We start from the raw sequence: 17801 nt of genomic DNA, 5'->3' as shown, positions 1-17801 counted from the left end.
AATTTAGATTTGATATAGCGTCATTAAGTTCAGAGATATTTAAACCACCAGAGCCATCTGAGTTTCTGATAATGTATACTTTTACAGGTATAGAATTTAAAACATTTGTTGGAACTTTCCCTTTAGCAGATCTAGAAGATTTGTCTGATAAAAATTCGTTTTCGTATTTTTTTAGTTGAGGTTTAATGTTTTCGTAAAACGCTATCGCATTTGAAGTTGTTATATTACCGCAATTTGCTTCTTCTTCATTTTGAGAAAAGATGCAAGTGGACATCGATAAAAATATCGAAAGCACTAAAAAGTTTAATCTGTAGGTTAAAATATTCATTTGGGGTGAAAATATTTATACTCAAATGTATACCGAAACGAATATCAACTATAAAAAAAACGTTAACATGTTAATTTACTCGATTATTTAGCAATTCAGGGCCTTTTTATTGACGATTCTAAAAAAATAACGATGTTTCATTCTAGGACTGTCAATCAATTATGAGTTTTTGAGTATGGCTTACTCCATTTTTATTTAAGACTTTTAGCAAGTACATTCCCTTATTAAATTGTGATAAATCTAAGTTTAATTTTGATGAATTTTGTCTCACATGAATTTGTTTTACTAACGTCCATAATACGCTATAAATCTCTATAGATTTTAATTCAATATTTTGAATGTTTGAAATATTAACATGACCGTTAGACGGGTTTGGGAAAATTTTTAAATTTTCAACAGAACTTATATTTTCTGCACTTAATGTTGAAGAAGCATATGTAAAAGTAATTGTTGCCATTTTATTTCCGTTTATTGGAAATCCGGATATCATAGTAATTCGTTCTCTTGGATTTGTTGACATGTTACTAGATGTGTAATTTGTTCCAGAATCTGTTCCAGAATCGTAAGCAAAAACATCTACAGTAAAAGTATCTTTCCAACCATTATTAACTGCGTTATTTCCAGAACGTAGATTTAAATTATTAACAGCTATAAACCAGTCAGGGCTAGGAGCTACCATAGATACTAAAGTTATTAACGGAAAATTTTCACTTACAGTAACATTACTTAGTGTTGAATTACTGTTATTTCCTGCAAATGGTGAGAATCCTTGTTGTAAATATTGGTCAGCATTACCAGCCGTTATTAAAGCATCAACTTCACTATTAAAACTGGAGGTACTCCCAGTTTCTGCAATATTTTTTATTCCATTAGTCAGCGGCGCAGTCACTCCAAATTCTAAAATATCATTAGGATTCTTATGAGTAGCCCCGGCAAGAGGCGACCAATGTGCATTCCCTGGAACTGAGGTGTGGTCTATTGAATTCCAGATAGTTGTTATTGAAATGTCGTAATTAGCTGTACTGCTTTGTCCAAAGCTGAAAGTGCAAATTAAAAAGGATAATAGAAGCGTAATATTTTTCATGATAAAATTTTAGAATGGCTTATTAATAGTATCTGTGTCGTAATTAGTTATTAAAACCTACATTCTTAAAAATAATGGTATTTTTATCAACTGAATTTCCTAAAGAATAAATGTCGAAAGCAATAAAAATAATTGAATGCCCACGTGATGCCATGCAAGGAATAAAGCAATTTATCCCTACAGCGCAGAAAGTACAATACATTCAGTCATTATTGCGTGTAGGATTTGATACGATTGATTTTGGCAGTTTTGTGTCTCCAAAGGCTATTCCGCAAATGGTGGATACTGCAGCTGTTTTGTCTCAATTAGATTTGAGTAAAACCACAAGTAAACTTCTAGCCATTATAGCGAACACGAGAGGTGCACATGATGCCTCCAAACATCAAGAAATTGATTATTTAGGATACCCATTTTCTATTTCTGAGAATTTTCAAATGCGGAATACGCACAAGACCATAGCACAATCTGTAATTACTCTTTCTGAAATATTAGAAATTGCAAACAAAACTAATAAAGAAGTTGTGGTTTATATTTCAATGGGATTTGGAAACCCTTATGGTGATCCATGGAATGTTGATATAGTGGGAGAGTGGACAGAAAAACTCGCAAATATGGGCGTAAAAATAGTATCGCTTAGTGATACTGTAGGAACATCAAATCCAGAAAGTATTGATAATCTATTTTCAAATTTAATTCCGAAATACCCAAATATAGAATTCGGGGCACATTTGCATACAACGCCAACAACTTGGTTCGAAAAAGTTGATGCCGCTTACCAAGCAGGATGTCATCGTTTTGATGGTGCCATACAAGGCTTTGGCGGCTGCCCAATGGCCAAAGATGAACTCACAGGTAATATGCCCACAGAAAAACTTTTATCATACTTCACATCAAATAAAAACAATAGTTTAAACGCACTTAGTTTTGAGAGCGCTTATAACGAAGCTTCTAAAATATTTAATAATTACCATTAATTTTTTTTCACATTTAATTTGTTGATAAACAACATGTTATTGCTTGTTTTTAAAGTCTATTTAAAATTAGTCTAAATAAACTTTGTGCAAATAATTATGTGTCTTATATTTGCATCTTCAATGGAAATATTATTTATAATAAGTCTAAATAAAAATAAAAAATCAAATAAAAATGAAGAAATTATCCTTACTTTTTTCAATCTTAGTAGCTTCAGTATTAGGTGCACAAACTTTACAAGATTCTATCACTTTCGATCCTCAAAAACAATTAAATGCAGCGCAACGTATCCTATCAGGTAATTATGGTAAAGCAGTAACGGTTGGTGCTTATGGAGAGCTCACTTACAATCAACCAGAAGCTTTAAACGGCGAGTTAGATGTACAACGCTTAGTATTACTATTTGGTTACAAATTTAATGATAAAACGCAATTTGTAACAGAAGTAGAATTCGAACATGTAGAAGAAGTATTTATAGAGCAAGCTTTTATTAATTATAACGTTGCACCAAATGTAAATCTGCGTGGTGGTTTAATGTTAGTACCTTTCGGTATTATAAATGAATTTCACGAACCAACAACTTTTAATGGCGTAGAAAGACCAGCTGTAGATAACGTAATTGTTCCGACAACATGGAGAGAAATAGGTTTTGGTGTATCTGGTAGATTCAATGAATTGTCCTTAGGATATCAAGCTTATGTTTTTAATGGTTTTAAATCAACATCTTTCGATGGTAATGGAGGCGTAAACGGCGCGCTGAAAGGCTCAAATGGGTTACGTAGTGGTCGTCAAAAAGCCATTCAATCTACTATAGATAGTCCAACATTGTCAATGAAATTGGATTATTATGGTTTTCCTGGATTGCGTTTAGGTCTTTCAGGATATTTTGGAGATACCCAAGCAGAAGACGATGTAGAAGCCATTGATGGGGCCAACATAGGTATTTCCATGATAGGCTTTGACGCTCGTTATGCTTTCCAACGTTTCACAGCACGTGGTCAGTACGTTCATGGTTCTCTATCCGGTACCGAAGCATATAATAATTTAACAGGTAAAGATTTGGGAAGTGCATTACAAGGGTGGTATCTAGAAGCAGCATACAACTTATTACCACAAGAAAAATATCAACGTTTATTTGCTTTTGCAAGATACGAGCAGTACGATACTCATGCCGGTACAGATGGTAGTTTACAGCAAAATGATGCCTATAATCGTAACGATTTAACAACAGGGTTAAGTTATCACCTTGCACCAGGAGTTGTATTAAAAGGCGATTACCAATTTAGAGATAATGCCGTTTCTGGTGGCGATGTTGCAAATAGACTAAATTTCGGAATCGGAGTTTGGTTTTAATATAATTTGTGCGTTACCGCAAGGGTCGGGCTTTCACAAGTCGCTCTCTTCGAGGAGCTCCAACAATTGCTCAATCCCTAACGCAAAGCCAAGACAATGGCCAAAATCAAGTTTTGTAATTTCGGCTTTGTCATTTTACTTGTAAGAACAATAAAAAACAATACTTTTGTATTATGCATTTTAAACAGGTTTCAATATTATTTATAGCTTTAATCATGATGTCTTTTGGTTTGCCAAAAAACATTCAGAAAAGAGTAAATAAAGAGATAATTAAAACCTACAGTGTTGAAGTTTTTGATTTTACAGAGGTTGTAATTCCTTCAGATACTGCAAAAGACTTACCTTCAAAATTCGAAACCAGTAACCTATTTAAAATAGAAGCTAATGGCAGCCTTTTAGGTTATGCTTATTTATCAAAAGCGCCAAGTAAAACAGCACTTTTTGATTATTTAGTTTTACTTGATAAAGATTTAATCGTTTTAAAATCAAAAGTTTTACTCTATAGAGAAGAATATGGAGGTGAAATTGGAAGCACACGTTGGTTAAAACAATTTATTGGTAAAAAAGGAGGAGATGAACTAAAACTCGGGGATAATATTATAGCTATTTCTGGAGCAACTATTTCAGTACGTTCTATGACAAATGCCATGAATGATTTCTTAAAATCTTTAAAAATTCTTCAAAATAAAAATATTTTATAAATGGAAATTAATGGATTGATAGTTACACTCCCTAAAGAGATTAAATTATTAATTGGAGTATTTATAATCGTATTGAGTATTGGGTTTTATACAGGGTTATTATTTGTGGGCGAAACCTCTTCTGGTAATCCAAGTGGTATAGAAGAACAATATTTAGGTAATGAATATGATGAAAACGCTGAGGTTATGCGTTTCAAAAAGAGTGATCAAGAAATGCTTAGCTTAGTTCACAGCCATATCCTATCTATGTCCATTATTTTCTTTTTAGTTGGCGGGCTTGTTTCTATTACCAAACTCAATAAAAAGTTAAAGCTATTTTTAATTATAGAGCCTTTTGTATCCGTAGTTTTAACATTTGGTGGGCTCTATTTACTTTGGTCTGGTATAATTTGGATGAAATATATAGTCATGATTTCAGGTATACTAATGACATTTACATTTACCGTATCAACGTTAATTATCTCAAAACAGTTATTTCAAAAAGCATAAATACCTATTGTTCATTTCTTAAGAAAAATTAGGTAATTTAATCTATTATTAAATTGTATATTTGCATGCAATTATAATTATAATTGCGACATGACTGCACACGAAAACAAAATAGTAGGAGAAGGTTTAACCTACGACGACGTTCTATTAGTCCCAGCTTTTTCTGAAGTACTTCCTCGAGAAGTAAACATTCAAACAAAATTTACCCGTAACATTACTATAAACGTGCCTATTATTTCGGCAGCTATGGATACGGTTACAGAAAGTAAAATGGCTATCGCCATGGCGCAAGAAGGTGGTATTGGTGTTTTGCATAAAAACATGTCAATTGAAGCTCAAGCACTAAAAGTTAAAAGAGTAAAGCGTGCTGAAAGCGGAATGATTATAGATCCTGTTACCTTGCCACTTACAGCTAAAGTTAAGCATGCCAAAAAGTATATGGCAGAGTATAGTATTGGAGGTATTCCTATTGTTGATGAAGAGGGCACCTTAAAAGGCATTGTTACAAATCGTGATTTACGTTTTGAACATGATAATAAGCGACCAATAACTGAAGTTATGACTAGTGAAAAATTGGTAACTGCGGCGGTTGGAACCTCTTTACAAGACGCTGAAAAAATACTTCAAAAATATAAAATTGAAAAGTTATTAATTGTTGATGATAATTTTAAATTATCAGGTTTAATAACCTTTAGAGATATTACAAAGCTTAGTCAGAAGCCTAACGCTAACAAAGATAAATACGGACGTTTGCGAGTTGCTGCAGCTTTAGGAGTAACAGCAGATGCCGTGGAAAGAGCAGAAGCTTTAGTGAAAGCAGGTGTAGATGCTGTTATTATTGATACGGCTCATGGACATACCAAAGGTGTGGTAAGTGTGCTTAAAGATATTAAAGCAAAGTTTCCTGAACTGGATGTTGTTGTTGGTAATATAGCCACAGGAGCAGCTGCTAAATATTTGGTTGAAGCAGGAGCGGATGCTGTAAAAGTAGGTATTGGTCCAGGTTCTATATGTACTACGCGTGTTGTTGCGGGTGTTGGATTTCCACAATTTTCTGCAGTGTTGGAAGTTGCGGCTGCTATAAAAGGTACAGGTGTTCCGGTAATTGCAGATGGTGGTATTCGATATACCGGTGATATTCCAAAAGCTATTGCAGCTGGTGCAGATACGGTGATGTTAGGATCACTTTTAGCTGGAACAAAAGAATCTCCGGGAGAAACGATTATTTACGAAGGACGAAAATTCAAATCGTATCGAGGTATGGGTTCTGTAGAGGCTATGAAAGAAGGTAGTAAGGATCGTTATTTCCAAGATGTTGAAGATGATATCAAAAAATTAGTACCAGAAGGCATTGTTGGTCGCGTGCCCTATAAAGGTGATTTGTACGAAAGCATTCACCAGTTTATTGGCGGGTTACGCGCTGGTATGGGATACTGTGGTGCAAAAGATATTGAAACCCTAAAAGAAACGGGACAGTTTGTTAAAATTACCGCAAGTGTTATAAACGAAAGCCATCCGCATGATGTAACTATTACTAAAGAATCTCCTAATTATTCTAGATAATTAGCTCTAAAGATTTATCTCGTAATAAAAGAGGTTAAATGTTTTAAGAATAAAAAAGCTACACTAATTTAGTGTAGCTTTTTTTTAATGTTATTATTTCAAAAATATAAAATATTGTTCTGATATTTATTCTACTGAGATACTAAAAACAGCCTGTATATCTGTTTCTCCCCCAGCATTTGTAATATCACCATCACTTACGCCTGTATCACTTTTACTTGGTTCGTGTCTTAAAGTAATAGTTAGTGTCCCGGTTCCTAAATTTGCACTAGTTGTTACTGTAAATTCTAATCCAATAGGGTTACTATCTCCATCAAAATCTGTATACTCAAAAGTTGCAAGACTATTAGTTATTTGATAGAAAAATTGGTGCTCATCATCTTCTGCTTCAATTTCTGCATTTATAGGTTCGGCAGGGGATTCAGTTTCATTTAAAAGCTCAAGTGTTCCGTTATATGTTGTGTTAGAAGCTAAAGCTCCAGATACGGAAACTACAGGATCGTTTGGTCCGTCACCATCTAAATCTCGTGTCTGTAAAGTAACAGTAGTACCACCAGTTACAGGTATTAAAGTTGCTGTTAATGTTGTTATTACTTCTTCTTCATTTACAGGTTCTGGATTGTCGTCATCGTTAGAACATGCTGTAAATACTAATGCAGACATAAATAATATTGATAAATTTTTTAAAGTTTTCATTCTTTTGTTTTTTAATTATTAATAATTTAATTTTAATTGTAACATAAAATTCCTTCCTAAATCATCGGCAAAATATCTTAATCTGTTAAGGTATTCTCTATAAGAAGTATTAAAAATATTTGTAACATTAATTCCTACATTTAAATCTGTTTTTTCAGAAAGTTTTATTGTTATATCACTTTCAAAATGCATTAAATGGTAGGTTGGAGGTGGCGTGCTAATATCTAATAATATAAATTCTTCGGTAGTTGGAATATACACTTCAAAATTATTATTAGGGTAATCGTTTTGCATTAATATCAATTCGCTTTGTAATTCCGCATTAAAATTCAACCATTTTTTGTTTAAGTATCCTAAAACATTAACAGTCTTAAATGAAGGTATATCAATTAACGCCTCTTTTTTAATGAGGTCCCTTCCTTTTATAAAAGATGATTTATTATTTAAAAACCATTTTCTACTAAAATTATAATTTGCAGTTACATCTAATCCATATAGCAATGCATCGGTTTGAATATAATCCCAAACTGGGAAAGCACCTCTTATGGTTTGCTCTGTTCCTGTAGGTTTAATAAAAATATAATCATTAATATGATTTAAGAAGCTTTCTAAATTCAATGATAACGACTTATTTTTAAATTGATATGAACCGGAAATTCTATGAGATGTTTCTTGCTTTATACGCAAATCGCCCAATTCGATTCGCGCTGCAGAATGATGCAAACCATCACTAAATAATTCTGAAGAGTTTGGCGCTCTGTTTGATAATCCGTAATTGAAAATAATAGTGTTTTTATCATTAAATTTATGTGACATTCCAGCTGAAGCAGAAACGTTATGATAATTAAGTACAGGATTAACAAGTAATTGAGTCCCTAAATCATCAATCACGATATTAGCAAAATCTACATCATATCCGCGCTCAATCCAACGGCTAGTTCTATAAAATTTTTTTGCATCAATTTTGTTAAAATCGTAACGCAATCCAAAATCTAAATTGGTATTATCATTTAATTTAAAATTCGAAATAGCAAAAACACCAGCATCATATTTATCGTAATCAGGAATTAAGCGCCTTACACCTGTTTCTGGATTTGCAAAATTATTCTGAAACCCTAAAGCTAGACCAAACCTATAAACAGCATTAGTATTGGTATCTATTTTTAAACTAGATTTCAATGTATGTGTTTTCAAAGTCAAATCGATAGCTGGCTTATTTCTATCATCACCCACACGAACATCGTATTCAAACCTTTGGTTATTTTGAAAATCATATAGAACTTCCAAACGTCCAAATTTTTTAAAGCGCTTATAAAAATCCGCTTTTATTATTTGATGCGTTACATCCTGTCTTGGTGCATTTATTTCATAACTAAAATCTTCTGTACCTAATGGCTCTTTATTTATTATACCCACAAGATTTTGGAGATTTATTGCATTATTTAAATCTTCAACATTTCCGATATGAGATCCTCTCAAAATACCTATTTGATTATTTAAATAACTATAATATACATTGAAACCTTTTTCAAAAGTTTTAAATCCTGTATTTACAGAAAAGCCTTTAGAGTCTAAACCTGTGTTGGTTAAGCTATAATCTGGAGCTTCAAAATCCCCAAAGCGCTTTGCAGAAGCTTGACCTGTAAAGTACCACCCCTTTTGCCATGATTTAGTTAGGGTTGATGCTATACTATAACCTCTACCATTTGTTTGTCCACTAACAATTGTTTTTCCATAAAGCGAATCTTTTAAACTGATTTTTTGAGGCTTCAGTACAATAACACCGCCTATAGCATCACCACCATAAGCTAAAGAATTAGCTCCTTTAATAACGTTAATACTACCTGCTGCATTTAAATCTATGTTTGGTGCATGTTCAATTCCCCATTCTTGATCCTGCAAACGCACACCATTAGTCATCACTACAACTCTGCTACTGTGCAAGCCATTAATTACGGGCTTTACAATGGTGTTTCCAGTGTTAATTGATGATACACCACTTATATGTTTCAATGCATCACCAAGACTAAAAGCACTAAAGCGTTCAAGTGTTTTTGTTTTTAACTGGGATTCTTGAGACGTTTTAGTTAACTTAGGGTTTCCGCTGGCATCAATTTTAATTTCATTAAGTTCTTCAATATGGTGTTCCATATTAATTTCATATTGTGTATCTCCATTAATTTGAACTTTTATTATTTTGGTCTCGCATCCTAAATGTGATACTTCAAAAGTTAAAAGTCCTTTACACAGATCTTCAATAGTATAATTTCCCTCAATATTAGATGTTGTATATCTGTCGAGGGTTTTAATATATATGGTGGCACCAGTTATTGCAGAACCATCATGGAAATCATGTATGTTACCAGAAAGCTTGTAATTGCAGTTTTGACCATAAGTAATGCTAAATAAGCAACACGTTATAATCAATATATAGTATCTCATTACTAAAATTTTAGTTTAAAAATAAATGCTGACACCATTTCCTGTTTTACAGATATTAATAAAATGAGAAATGATATTAGTTTAAACTAAAACAGGCGGTCCTCTTAAAGAGAAAGATAAAGACCGATGATTATTAAGAAATTTATATGTTAGATTGTAAGTACGAGAAGGGCTGAGCGTTTGAAAAAACTCAATAAATTCTTTCGGTAATTGAAAGTGATGGGTAATACTGAATTTTTGAAATTCACACTCTAAATCGACTTTATGAATATGTGTGCTGTTATCACCCTGGCAAATTTCGTGTTTATGATGATCAAAAACGTGTGCAAGTTTAACAGTCGAAGGAACCCATAGTAAAATGACTAACAGAATGGTTAGTATTTTAAAAGCTATATGTCCCTTATAGAAATTCATTAATCAAAGAATCGTTTTAAACCTAGTCTGCGCAACATCTTTTTTTCAAAATCCCAGAAAAACTTGTGTTGTCCAAATAACCACCCAATAGCAACGAGCAATATTTGATAAAAGATAAAACCAATAAAAATATATAAAGTCCAATAGGCAAAAGTTGGTAAATTTTCTTTATTAATACCTATTAACTTAATTAGAGGTCTGCTCACAAATACTGAAGAAGACCCTGTAATAGCAAACACTAAGAAAATAGAGATGAGCTCCCATCTGTATTTTACATCCCACTTTTTTTCTAATTTTGAAAAAATAAAAAGGGTTAATTTTAAAAGTCCAAAAAAAATAATGGAGACTGAGAACAAATTAAATATGATATTGTCTTGATTTAAAAATAAAGAGGATAACCTAAAGGACGAGTAGCCTAAACCTAATATTCCTAATAATGGAAAAATAAGTTGCCAATTCCGACCTATTTCCCAGTTCTCTTTTAATTCATTCACATTTCTTATTTTGATGCAAAAATAAATAAAGTGATTTAAATTCTAGGAATAAAAGCTCCTAATTTTTGATTATAAGTTAATTGAAAGTAAATAAAGTAGTTATATAGCACATAATTAACCTCGTAGCCATAGTCTATACCTTGTTGGTAATCTATTTGTAATTCATACAAACTTGAGCTGTAACGTTGTGGCTGAAGTACACGCTGATTCCATTCAGCAACATAAAATATATTTTTATTTTCTAAGAATTGTTGTGTGTAGTAACCTCTTTGCCTTGCTGTACTTGCTAACCAGAAATTAAAGCCTGGTTCAATTATCATGATTTCGTATTCTATGTCTTCATTCGCTATTTTAACCGTATCATTTTGCTTTAAGCTTTCTAAACGTTCATCTTTTTTTGAAGTCGTAGTTTTTGATGTGTTACAGTTAAAAATAAAAATAGAAATAAGTAATGTGTAAATTATTTTTTTCATGAGTGTAAATATGTTTTTTATCTCTTTTTTTAAATGTAAGAACCATTACTTCTTTTAAAAAGTAAGGATTAGGTAACCTATACTTCTATGGAGTAAAAGGATTGCTTTCTAATAAATTTACAAAAATCATTCCTTAAATATTGATTTTCAATTGTTTTTAACAAAAAAAGAGCCAAACATCATGTTTAGCTCTTTGTTGGAATTTATTTTCTAAAGAATATTATTTTCCTCCTAAAAGGCCACCTAATAGACTGCCAAGCCCGCCTTTCTTCTTGCTGTCACCTAAAATCATACCCGCAACATCATCGATAACGCTTCCATCTCCGTCAGCATCAAGAATAGATTCTAAAAAGCTTTGTTCTTGCTGTGGTGAATTTCCACCAAGCATTCCGCCTAATAAATCTCCAATACCATTAGAAGAGCTTACGTTTTGTTGTTTTGCTTGATTTCCTAAAACACCCATTAAAATTGGTGCAGCAACTTTTAATATGTTAGCAACAGAGCCAGCATCTAAACCAGATTTTTCTCCTAATATTTTTTCAACTCCATGTTGTTTGGCACCTAGAACGTGTCCTAATATTTTTTCACCATCCTGTTTCACTTCATTAGCACCACCATCACCAAATAATCCACCAAGATTTTCTAGAATACTACCATTATGTTTTCCTTGTATAGCACCCATAAGTCCTTCTGCACCTTGAGGTGTTGAAGCATTTCGTTGCATAGCTTTCATTAAAACAGGCAAAGCCATTGTTAACACGCTACTTGTTTTGTTCGTATCGTTTCCTGTTGATCCAGCTACACCGTTAATTATAGTTTTTCCTAAGTCACTATTTAATAAATCTAAAATTCCAGACATGATTATTGTATGTGTTAATTAATAAAGTTTAATAAAAATTGAAAGCTTAATGTACAAAAAAAGTCCCAACCTCTTTAGTTAGGACTCAGTAATTCTATTTAGGTCACAATTTGTTTGAAAAATAATTTCTCAATTTTATAATTGAGATTTCATTTGAAATCGCCATTCTCGCGAAAGCGGGAATTACTATCCTAAGATACTAATAATTTGTGATGCTAATTCTGTACCAATTCTGTCTTGAGCTTCGTTAGTTGCTGCACCAGTATGAGGTGTTAAAGATAATGCAGGGTTCATTAATAATTGCATTTCTGGTTTTGGCTCTTTTTCAAAAACATCTAAAGCAGCTCGTGCTACTTTTCCACTTTCAATAGCTTTCACTAATGCTATTTCGTTTAACACACCACCACGTGCTGCGTTAGCTAAAATAACACCATCTTTCATTATGTTAAATTCTGCTTCATCAATAACATAGTCTTCTTGTGCAGGAACGTGAAGTGTAATAAAATCTGATTGTTTTAAAACATCTTCCTTTGAAATGGTTTTAATATCAAAATTTACAGTTTGCCCGTCAAAGAAGTCTAATTCTAAATTAGCTGATTCTAAAAATGGATCAAAAGCAACTACTTTCATACCAGCTCCTAAAGCCACTTTAGCTGTAGCTTGACCAATACGACCAAAACCTAAAACACCTAAAGTTTTTCCTTTTAACTCCGTTCCTTTTGCGTAAGCCTTCTTCAAACCTTTAAAGTTACTATCGCCTTCAAGAGGCATATCCCTGTTTGAATTATGTAAATAACGAGCTAGTCCGTATAAGTGTCCAAATACTAATTCGGCAACAGAATGTGAAGAAGCTGCAGGTGTATTAATTACACTGCGCCCTTGTTCTTTAGCATATTCTACATCAATATTATCCATACCAACACCACCACGACCAATAATTTTTAATCCTGGGCATGCATCGATTAAATCTTTACGCACTGTTGTTGCACTACGCACTAATAAAACGGTAATATCTTTTTCGTTGATAAAGTTAATCAGTTGTTCTTGGGCGACTGTAGTTGTAATGACTTCGTAACCACCTTTTTCTAAGGCATCAATACCACTTTGAGAAATTCCGTCGTTTGCTAATACTTTCATTTATCTAAGTTATGAGTTATAAGTTAAAATTAAAAGTTCTGTGAACGATTAACAATTCAACTTAAAATTAAATTTTTTTTTATTCATTTGAGTAAGCAACTGCAACATGCACCTGTTTACTGCAAAATTTTTAAGCTTTACTTTCTAATTCACTCATGACTTCTACCAACGCTTTTACACTATCAAGTGGCATGGCATTGTACATAGAAGCTCTATAACCACCAATACTTCGGTGTCCGTTTACTCCACTAATACCTGCTTCTTTTAGCATAGACTCAAAAGTATCTTTTAAATTTTGGTTTTCTAGAGTGAACGTTGCATTCATGTCTGATCTATCTTCCTTAGCAGCAAAACCTTTGAATAATGGATTTAAATCTACCTCAGAATACATTAAACGTGATTTCTTTTCGTTTTCTTTTTCAATAGCAGAAATACCACCTAAACCTTTCAGCCATTCTAAAGTTAACATAGATGTATAGATAGGAAATACAGGAGGTGTATTGAACATACTTCCTTTACTGATATGTGTTTTATAATCCATCATTGATGGAATTTTACGAGATACTTTCCCTAAAATATCTTCTTTTATAATAACAAGCGTAGTACCGGCAGGGCCCATATTTTTTTGAGCACCAGCATAGATTAAATCAAAATATGAAAAATCTAATGAACGTGAAAAAATATCACTACTCATATCACATACTACAGGAATATCACATTTTGGAAATGATTTCATTTGAGTACCGTAAATAGTGTTATTTGAGGTACAGTGAAAATAATCGTAATCTGTTGGTATATCGTAACCTTTAGGTATATAATTGTAGTTTGCTCCTTTTGAAGATCCTACTTCATAAATATCGTCATAAATTTTAGCTTCTTTGATGGCCTTATCAGACCAAGATCCTGAGTTTAAATACCCAGCTCTTTTTTCAAGAAGATTTAGTGCCACCATTAAAAATTGTGTACTTGCACCGCCTTGTAGAAACAAAGCTTTATAACCTTTGCCTTCTAAACCAAGTAACTCTAAAGCCAAGGCTCTAGCCTTTTCCATAATATCTACAAAAGCTTTACTTCTATGAGATATTTCTAATAAAGACAATCCACTATCATCTAAATCTACAACTGCCTGAGAAGCTTTTAATAATACTTCTGGTGGTAAAATACTAGGTCCTGCACTAAAGTTATGTTTCTTCATATCATAGTAAAATTTAAAGATGCAAAGTTGCTAATTAATTAAGTATTTCTTATTAAGAATTCAATAATTTTTTTGTTATATTGATGATAAAAATTTAATAGAATCTACATCATCCGCATAATCCCAAAGTTGAGGTTTTTGAGTTGCTCCAAAAGCTATTTCATTTTTTATAAACCCGTTTGAAACGATACATTGAATTTGTTCTTTTTTTGCTTCTAAAGTTTCTTTTAATTCTGATAAATCATTATAATATTCAAAGAAGAGGGTCGCTATTGGCGATGCATAACTTTCATCTTCTTTAATCATAAAAAATCCATTTTCTAGCATATCAAATTCGCTCATTAAATATACGGCTTTATTGTAGTCGTAGTTATTCGCGTATTTTGCTTTTTCAACAATAGGATGCCAGTGGTAGATAGCTTCAAAAAATGCATCAAATTTATAGCCTTTAGGGACAAAGAGTTTAGATACATTCCTGCATCCCAATCCATAATATCTAAAAACATCTTCTGAAAGGTTTTTTAATTCGGCACTAGTCTCCTTACCTGTTAAAACAGCAACAGAATTTCTATTGTTTCTAATAATTGAGGGCTTATTTTTAAAATAGTATTCAAAATAGCGTGCCGTATTATTACTTCCTGTTGCGATTACGGCATCAAAGTTTTTAAGCTTTTCTTCTGTGAATTTTATTACCCCTTTGAATTGAGGTTCAACATGCTCTAAATATTTGGTTAAATAGGGTAGTAAGTGTTTATCATTTGATGATTGTTTAACTAACACAGAATGACCAGAAATAAGTACCGATAAAAAATCATGAAACCCTACCAAAGGAATATTACCTGCCATAATAATAGCAACTTCTTTTGGGCTAATATTATTAATAGCATATGGCTCTAACCATGTATTAAGATTGCTGAAATTTAATGCGTCAGACCAAGACTTTAAAGCAAACTTAATATTCTCTTCAGTAAACCAACCATTGTGCTCTTTAGCTAGTTTTAGCTGATGTTTAACGCCTTCAAAGAAAAAATCGTTATGTTCAACATTATCTGATTTTTGGGTAACTTCACTAGAAAATTGCCTTAAAAAATCTCCTAATTTTACAAAAGCGTTAATTCTTTCTTGTAATTGCATGCTGAATTTGGTTATGAATGGTTTTGGCTTTATTTTCGCAATTGCAAATTTAAGGATTCTGTATAGAGTTCTTAAATTTTAAAACATAAAAAATTACTATGGCAATTATAATAACAGATGAGTGTATAAATTGTGGTGCTTGTGAGCCTGAGTGCCCAAATACTGCAATATATGAAGGAGCTGACGATTGGCGTTATAAAGACGGTACAAGTTTGGAAGGCAAGGTTGTACTAACAAATGGAGAAGAAGTTGATGCTGACGAGGCGCAAGAGCCTGTGAGTGATGAGCTTTACTACATTGTGCCAGATAAATGTACGGAATGTAAAGGGTTTCATGATGAACCTCAATGTGCAGCGGTATGTCCTGTAGATTGCTGTGTGCCTGACGAAGATGTTGTAGAGACGGAAGAAGAGTTGTTAGCAAAACAACGTTTTATGCATCCAGAAGAATAAATAAAAAACACATAATGAAGAAAATAACAAAAATGTTTTAAATACTAACTTTTGGAATGTTCGTATTATGTGGGAGTGACGATGGTTCTGATTCTAATGCTTTTGAAACAGATATTATTGGTACTTGGGAATTAATCTCTTCAACGGCTAATGGCTTAAAATTTTTTGAAAGTACAGAATGCCAAACTCTACTTATCTATACTGCCACTAACATAGTCTCAACAGAATTTTATGATTATGAAGACGGTAATGGATGTGTTTATAAAATTTTAAAATACTTTGTTGGGCTAGATTTAATGCGTTGTGATTATATAAGAAATGTTTATGATTTTTAATTCTGTTTATTAAAGGTCTTCATTTCTTTTGAAGGCTCTAATGTTTCTTCATTTTTCCAAATGCTTTTTTCAAACCGACTTAATTGTTGGTATGGTGCTTTTTTCTTTTGTTTTATAGCCTCAAAACTCTGTAAGCCTAGTTTGTTATTTGCAGTAAATAAAAGTTCTACTTTATTGCGGTTATCACCTTCAATTTTAAAACTAAAACTCACTTTATTTCTAGCTCTACTGTTTTCAATAAACTTTAAATCTCTATTTACATAAAAGTAACTTCCAGTGGTGTGTTTTAAGTATTTTGGATGATATATATTACTACTATCTTTTTCAAATATGAGCTTTCCTTTACTCAAGTTTTCAATGTACTTAACACCTAAAATGAGTTTTAAGTTAACCTTTGTACCATGTCTGTTTTTATAGTATTTGTAATCTACTCGCGTTATAGCATACGTATCATCACTAATAAATAATTGACCGGTGTATATCGCTTTTGATTTTTTTGGTTTGAAGTTAATGACATGAGTTAGTTCGTTATTGTTGTAGGCTAAATCTTTACAAGTGTATTCATATAAATCAAAACTTAATAGGCTGTTTAAAAAAGAGTTTTTGTAAAATTGTGAACGGTTCAAAAAAGACCTTGTTTCTTCATTTAATAAAGTAACCTCATATTCTTTTTTATTTTCTTCTTCTGAATTTTCATCTTTCAGAGACAGAGAATCTTCAATCTTAAAAAGGCCAGATTTTAATTTGTAAGTTTTAGTTGTGTCAAGGTATTTTAAAATAATATTTTGTGATTTTTCTTGTATTTGCTCTATTGAAAAATCGTTTTTAGAATCAAGTAATTGTGTCGCTTTGTTTACTACAATTTTACTGCTATCTTTATTTAACGCGTAAAATTCACCATTAAAATCTTCAAACTGAACCATATTACTCTCACGAATTTTTTTTGATAAAGCTTTTAAATTATCATTGGCAGATTCAAGATTTTTTTTCTTTACATGCGATGCTTTTTCAATTTCAAACTCTAAGTTTTTAAAATCAATATAGTTTGTGGCTCTTCTGAAAATAGTGTATTTGTTAAGATTATTACTATAGTTAATAGCTAGTTTACTTTTTACTTTTGTAATAATAGAATCTGCGTTTGGCGCTTTATTACTAATATAAACTTCATCAAGTTGGTTTATGGCTTGTTCTAAATTGATTATGAAATCGAGATCCCTGATTTTTTGTATGTTAATAGTTTTATTTTGATAGCCTAGACAGGAAATGGCAAGACTTTCTAATTTTTCATCTTCTGTGCGAATAGTAAAATACCCTTCTTCATTAGAGATAACGCCACTATATTTACCAGTTTTAATTGATGCAAATTGAACTGGGTTTCCAGTTTTACTATCAATAACTTTAACAGTTATATTTTGAGAATAAATACTAAAACTGGTAAGACAAATTATAGTTAGGGCTATAATATATTTCATTATATATGGTTTATGCTAATCTAACGATTAAAGCTTAAAATTGTTACAAAAATTAATAATGGAAATGACTACATTTGCACTCGCAAAATTATATTATTATGAAAGCAGGTATCGTAGGATTACCAAACGTAGGGAAATCAACGTTGTTTAATTGTTTGTCAAACGCAAAAGCACAAAGTGCAAACTTTCCGTTTTGTACAATTGAACC

The 17801-nt window shown here is 32.1% G+C and carries 19 protein-coding genes; 8 read left to right on the top strand and 11 right to left on the bottom strand.

Annotated features, from left to right (window positions below; translation table 11 throughout):
* On the bottom strand, positions 1-274 hold a 274-nt coding region (locus QZ260_RS09050; protein ID WP_295985276.1), incomplete at its 3' end, for a hypothetical protein.
* A gap of 205 nt (positions 275-479) precedes the next feature.
* Positions 480-1412 carry a spondin domain-containing protein gene (locus QZ260_RS09045; RefSeq protein ID WP_295985274.1) on the bottom strand — a complete coding sequence of 311 codons (933 nt, stop codon included), beginning with the start codon at positions 1410-1412 and terminating at the stop codon, positions 480-482.
* Between the two features lie 110 nt (positions 1413-1522).
* On the opposite strand from QZ260_RS09045, the gene QZ260_RS09040 reads away from it, so the two are divergent.
* From QZ260_RS09040 to guaB, 5 genes are all read left to right on the top strand, one after another.
* Positions 1523-2386: a hydroxymethylglutaryl-CoA lyase gene (locus QZ260_RS09040; RefSeq protein WP_295985272.1), complete on the top strand. Its 864-nt coding sequence runs from the start codon at positions 1523-1525 to the stop codon at positions 2384-2386.
* Positions 2387-2558: 172 nt separating this feature from the next.
* On the top strand, positions 2559-3737 hold the full coding sequence (locus QZ260_RS09035; protein ID WP_295985270.1) for a hypothetical protein: 1179 nt from the start codon (positions 2559-2561) through the stop codon (positions 3735-3737).
* 173 nt (positions 3738-3910) lie between these two features.
* Positions 3911-4438, top strand: coding sequence for an FMN-binding protein (locus QZ260_RS09030; protein ID WP_295985268.1), 528 nt, complete (start codon positions 3911-3913; stop codon positions 4436-4438).
* Positions 4439-4927, top strand: coding sequence for a hypothetical protein (locus QZ260_RS09025; RefSeq protein WP_295985266.1), 489 nt, complete (start codon positions 4439-4441; stop codon positions 4925-4927).
* 90 nt (positions 4928-5017) lie between these two features.
* On the top strand, positions 5018-6490 hold the full coding sequence (gene guaB / locus QZ260_RS09020) for an IMP dehydrogenase (RefSeq protein WP_295985264.1): 1473 nt from the start codon (positions 5018-5020) through the stop codon (positions 6488-6490).
* Between the two features lie 126 nt (positions 6491-6616).
* Here guaB and QZ260_RS09015 read toward each other — a convergent pair whose 3' ends face one another.
* From QZ260_RS09015 to QZ260_RS08980, 8 genes are all read right to left on the bottom strand, one after another.
* Positions 6617-7186: a type 1 periplasmic binding fold superfamily protein gene (locus QZ260_RS09015; protein ID WP_295985261.1), complete on the bottom strand. Its 570-nt coding sequence runs from the start codon at positions 7184-7186 to the stop codon at positions 6617-6619.
* 18 nt (positions 7187-7204) lie between these two features.
* The gene (locus tag QZ260_RS09010) at positions 7205-9628 is read right to left on the bottom strand and encodes a TonB-dependent receptor (protein ID WP_295985259.1); all 2424 of its coding nucleotides are present in this window, start codon (positions 9626-9628) and stop codon (positions 7205-7207) included.
* A gap of 413 nt (positions 9629-10041) precedes the next feature.
* Positions 10042-10536 carry a DUF6787 family protein gene (locus tag QZ260_RS09005; protein WP_295985256.1) on the bottom strand — a complete coding sequence of 165 codons (495 nt, stop codon included), beginning with the start codon at positions 10534-10536 and terminating at the stop codon, positions 10042-10044.
* A 35-nt stretch (positions 10537-10571) separates the two neighbouring features.
* Positions 10572-11009 carry a DUF6146 family protein gene (locus QZ260_RS09000; RefSeq protein ID WP_295985254.1) on the bottom strand — a complete coding sequence of 146 codons (438 nt, stop codon included), beginning with the start codon at positions 11007-11009 and terminating at the stop codon, positions 10572-10574.
* Between the two features lie 220 nt (positions 11010-11229).
* Entirely contained in the window at positions 11230-11868 is a 639-nt protein-coding gene (locus QZ260_RS08995; RefSeq protein WP_295985252.1) for a DUF937 domain-containing protein, read from the bottom strand.
* Between the two features lie 186 nt (positions 11869-12054).
* Positions 12055-13005: a D-2-hydroxyacid dehydrogenase gene (locus QZ260_RS08990; RefSeq protein ID WP_295985250.1), complete on the bottom strand. Its 951-nt coding sequence runs from the start codon at positions 13003-13005 to the stop codon at positions 12055-12057.
* Between the two features lie 130 nt (positions 13006-13135).
* A complete protein-coding gene (serC, locus tag QZ260_RS08985; RefSeq protein ID WP_295985248.1) occupies positions 13136-14200 on the bottom strand; it encodes a 3-phosphoserine/phosphohydroxythreonine transaminase in 1065 nt (354 codons plus the stop codon).
* A 75-nt stretch (positions 14201-14275) separates the two neighbouring features.
* A complete protein-coding gene (locus QZ260_RS08980; RefSeq protein ID WP_295985245.1) occupies positions 14276-15334 on the bottom strand; it encodes an acyl-CoA reductase in 1059 nt (352 codons plus the stop codon).
* A 98-nt stretch (positions 15335-15432) separates the two neighbouring features.
* Between QZ260_RS08980 and QZ260_RS08975 the strand changes: the two genes are divergently transcribed.
* Both QZ260_RS08975 and QZ260_RS08970 read left to right on the top strand, forming a co-directional pair.
* On the top strand, positions 15433-15786 hold the full coding sequence (locus tag QZ260_RS08975; protein WP_295985242.1) for a 4Fe-4S dicluster domain-containing protein: 354 nt from the start codon (positions 15433-15435) through the stop codon (positions 15784-15786).
* A gap of 56 nt (positions 15787-15842) precedes the next feature.
* The gene (locus QZ260_RS08970; RefSeq protein WP_295985239.1) at positions 15843-16121 is read left to right on the top strand and encodes a hypothetical protein; all 279 of its coding nucleotides are present in this window, start codon (positions 15843-15845) and stop codon (positions 16119-16121) included.
* Here the strand turns inward: QZ260_RS08970 and QZ260_RS08965 are convergent.
* Positions 16118-17593, bottom strand: a complete 1476-nt coding sequence (locus tag QZ260_RS08965) for a carboxypeptidase-like regulatory domain-containing protein (RefSeq protein ID WP_295985237.1) — start codon at positions 17591-17593, stop codon at positions 16118-16120. The genes QZ260_RS08970 and QZ260_RS08965 overlap by 4 nt on opposite strands.
* Positions 17594-17691: 98 nt before the next feature.
* Between QZ260_RS08965 and QZ260_RS08960 the strand changes: the two genes are divergently transcribed.
* Positions 17692-17801 (top strand): GTPase (locus QZ260_RS08960; protein WP_295985277.1); only part of this gene is annotated, 110 nt, incomplete at its 3' end.

Origin of the sequence: uncultured Algibacter sp. (genome assembly GCF_905480415.1) — a bacterium.
In the GTDB taxonomy this organism is placed as follows: domain Bacteria; phylum Bacteroidota; class Bacteroidia; order Flavobacteriales; family Flavobacteriaceae; genus Algibacter_B.
The sequence above is the reverse complement of the archived record's forward strand: the minus strand, read 5'-3'. Positions and strand labels throughout refer to the sequence as shown.

What these genes read in the sequence shown, in the direction of transcription:
- QZ260_RS09045 (WP_295985274.1), bottom strand. Translation starts at nt 1,412, where the DNA reads ATGAAAAATATTACGCTTCTATTATCCTTTTTAATTTGCACTTTCAGC.
- QZ260_RS09040 (WP_295985272.1), top strand. Translation starts at nt 1,523, where the DNA reads ATGTCGAAAGCAATAAAAATAATTGAATGCCCACGTGATGCCATGCAA.
- QZ260_RS09035 (WP_295985270.1), top strand. Translation starts at nt 2,559, where the DNA reads ATGAAGAAATTATCCTTACTTTTTTCAATCTTAGTAGCTTCAGTATTA.
- QZ260_RS09030 (WP_295985268.1), top strand. Translation starts at nt 3,911, where the DNA reads ATGCATTTTAAACAGGTTTCAATATTATTTATAGCTTTAATCATGATG.
- QZ260_RS09025 (WP_295985266.1), top strand. Translation starts at nt 4,439, where the DNA reads ATGGAAATTAATGGATTGATAGTTACACTCCCTAAAGAGATTAAATTA.
- guaB (WP_295985264.1), top strand. Translation starts at nt 5,018, where the DNA reads ATGACTGCACACGAAAACAAAATAGTAGGAGAAGGTTTAACCTACGAC.
- QZ260_RS09015 (WP_295985261.1), bottom strand. Translation starts at nt 7,186, where the DNA reads ATGAAAACTTTAAAAAATTTATCAATATTATTTATGTCTGCATTAGTA.
- QZ260_RS09010 (WP_295985259.1), bottom strand. Translation starts at nt 9,628, where the DNA reads ATGAGATACTATATATTGATTATAACGTGTTGCTTATTTAGCATTACT.
- QZ260_RS09000 (WP_295985254.1), bottom strand. Translation starts at nt 11,009, where the DNA reads ATGAAAAAAATAATTTACACATTACTTATTTCTATTTTTATTTTTAAC.
- QZ260_RS08995 (WP_295985252.1), bottom strand. Translation starts at nt 11,868, where the DNA reads ATGTCTGGAATTTTAGATTTATTAAATAGTGACTTAGGAAAAACTATA.
- QZ260_RS08990 (WP_295985250.1), bottom strand. Translation starts at nt 13,005, where the DNA reads ATGAAAGTATTAGCAAACGACGGAATTTCTCAAAGTGGTATTGATGCC.
- serC (WP_295985248.1), bottom strand. Translation starts at nt 14,200, where the DNA reads ATGAAGAAACATAACTTTAGTGCAGGACCTAGTATTTTACCACCAGAA.
- QZ260_RS08980 (WP_295985245.1), bottom strand. Translation starts at nt 15,334, where the DNA reads ATGCAATTACAAGAAAGAATTAACGCTTTTGTAAAATTAGGAGATTTT.
- QZ260_RS08975 (WP_295985242.1), top strand. Translation starts at nt 15,433, where the DNA reads ATGGCAATTATAATAACAGATGAGTGTATAAATTGTGGTGCTTGTGAG.
- QZ260_RS08970 (WP_295985239.1), top strand. Translation starts at nt 15,843, where the DNA reads ATGTTCGTATTATGTGGGAGTGACGATGGTTCTGATTCTAATGCTTTT.
- QZ260_RS08965 (WP_295985237.1), bottom strand. Translation starts at nt 17,593, where the DNA reads ATGAAATATATTATAGCCCTAACTATAATTTGTCTTACCAGTTTTAGT.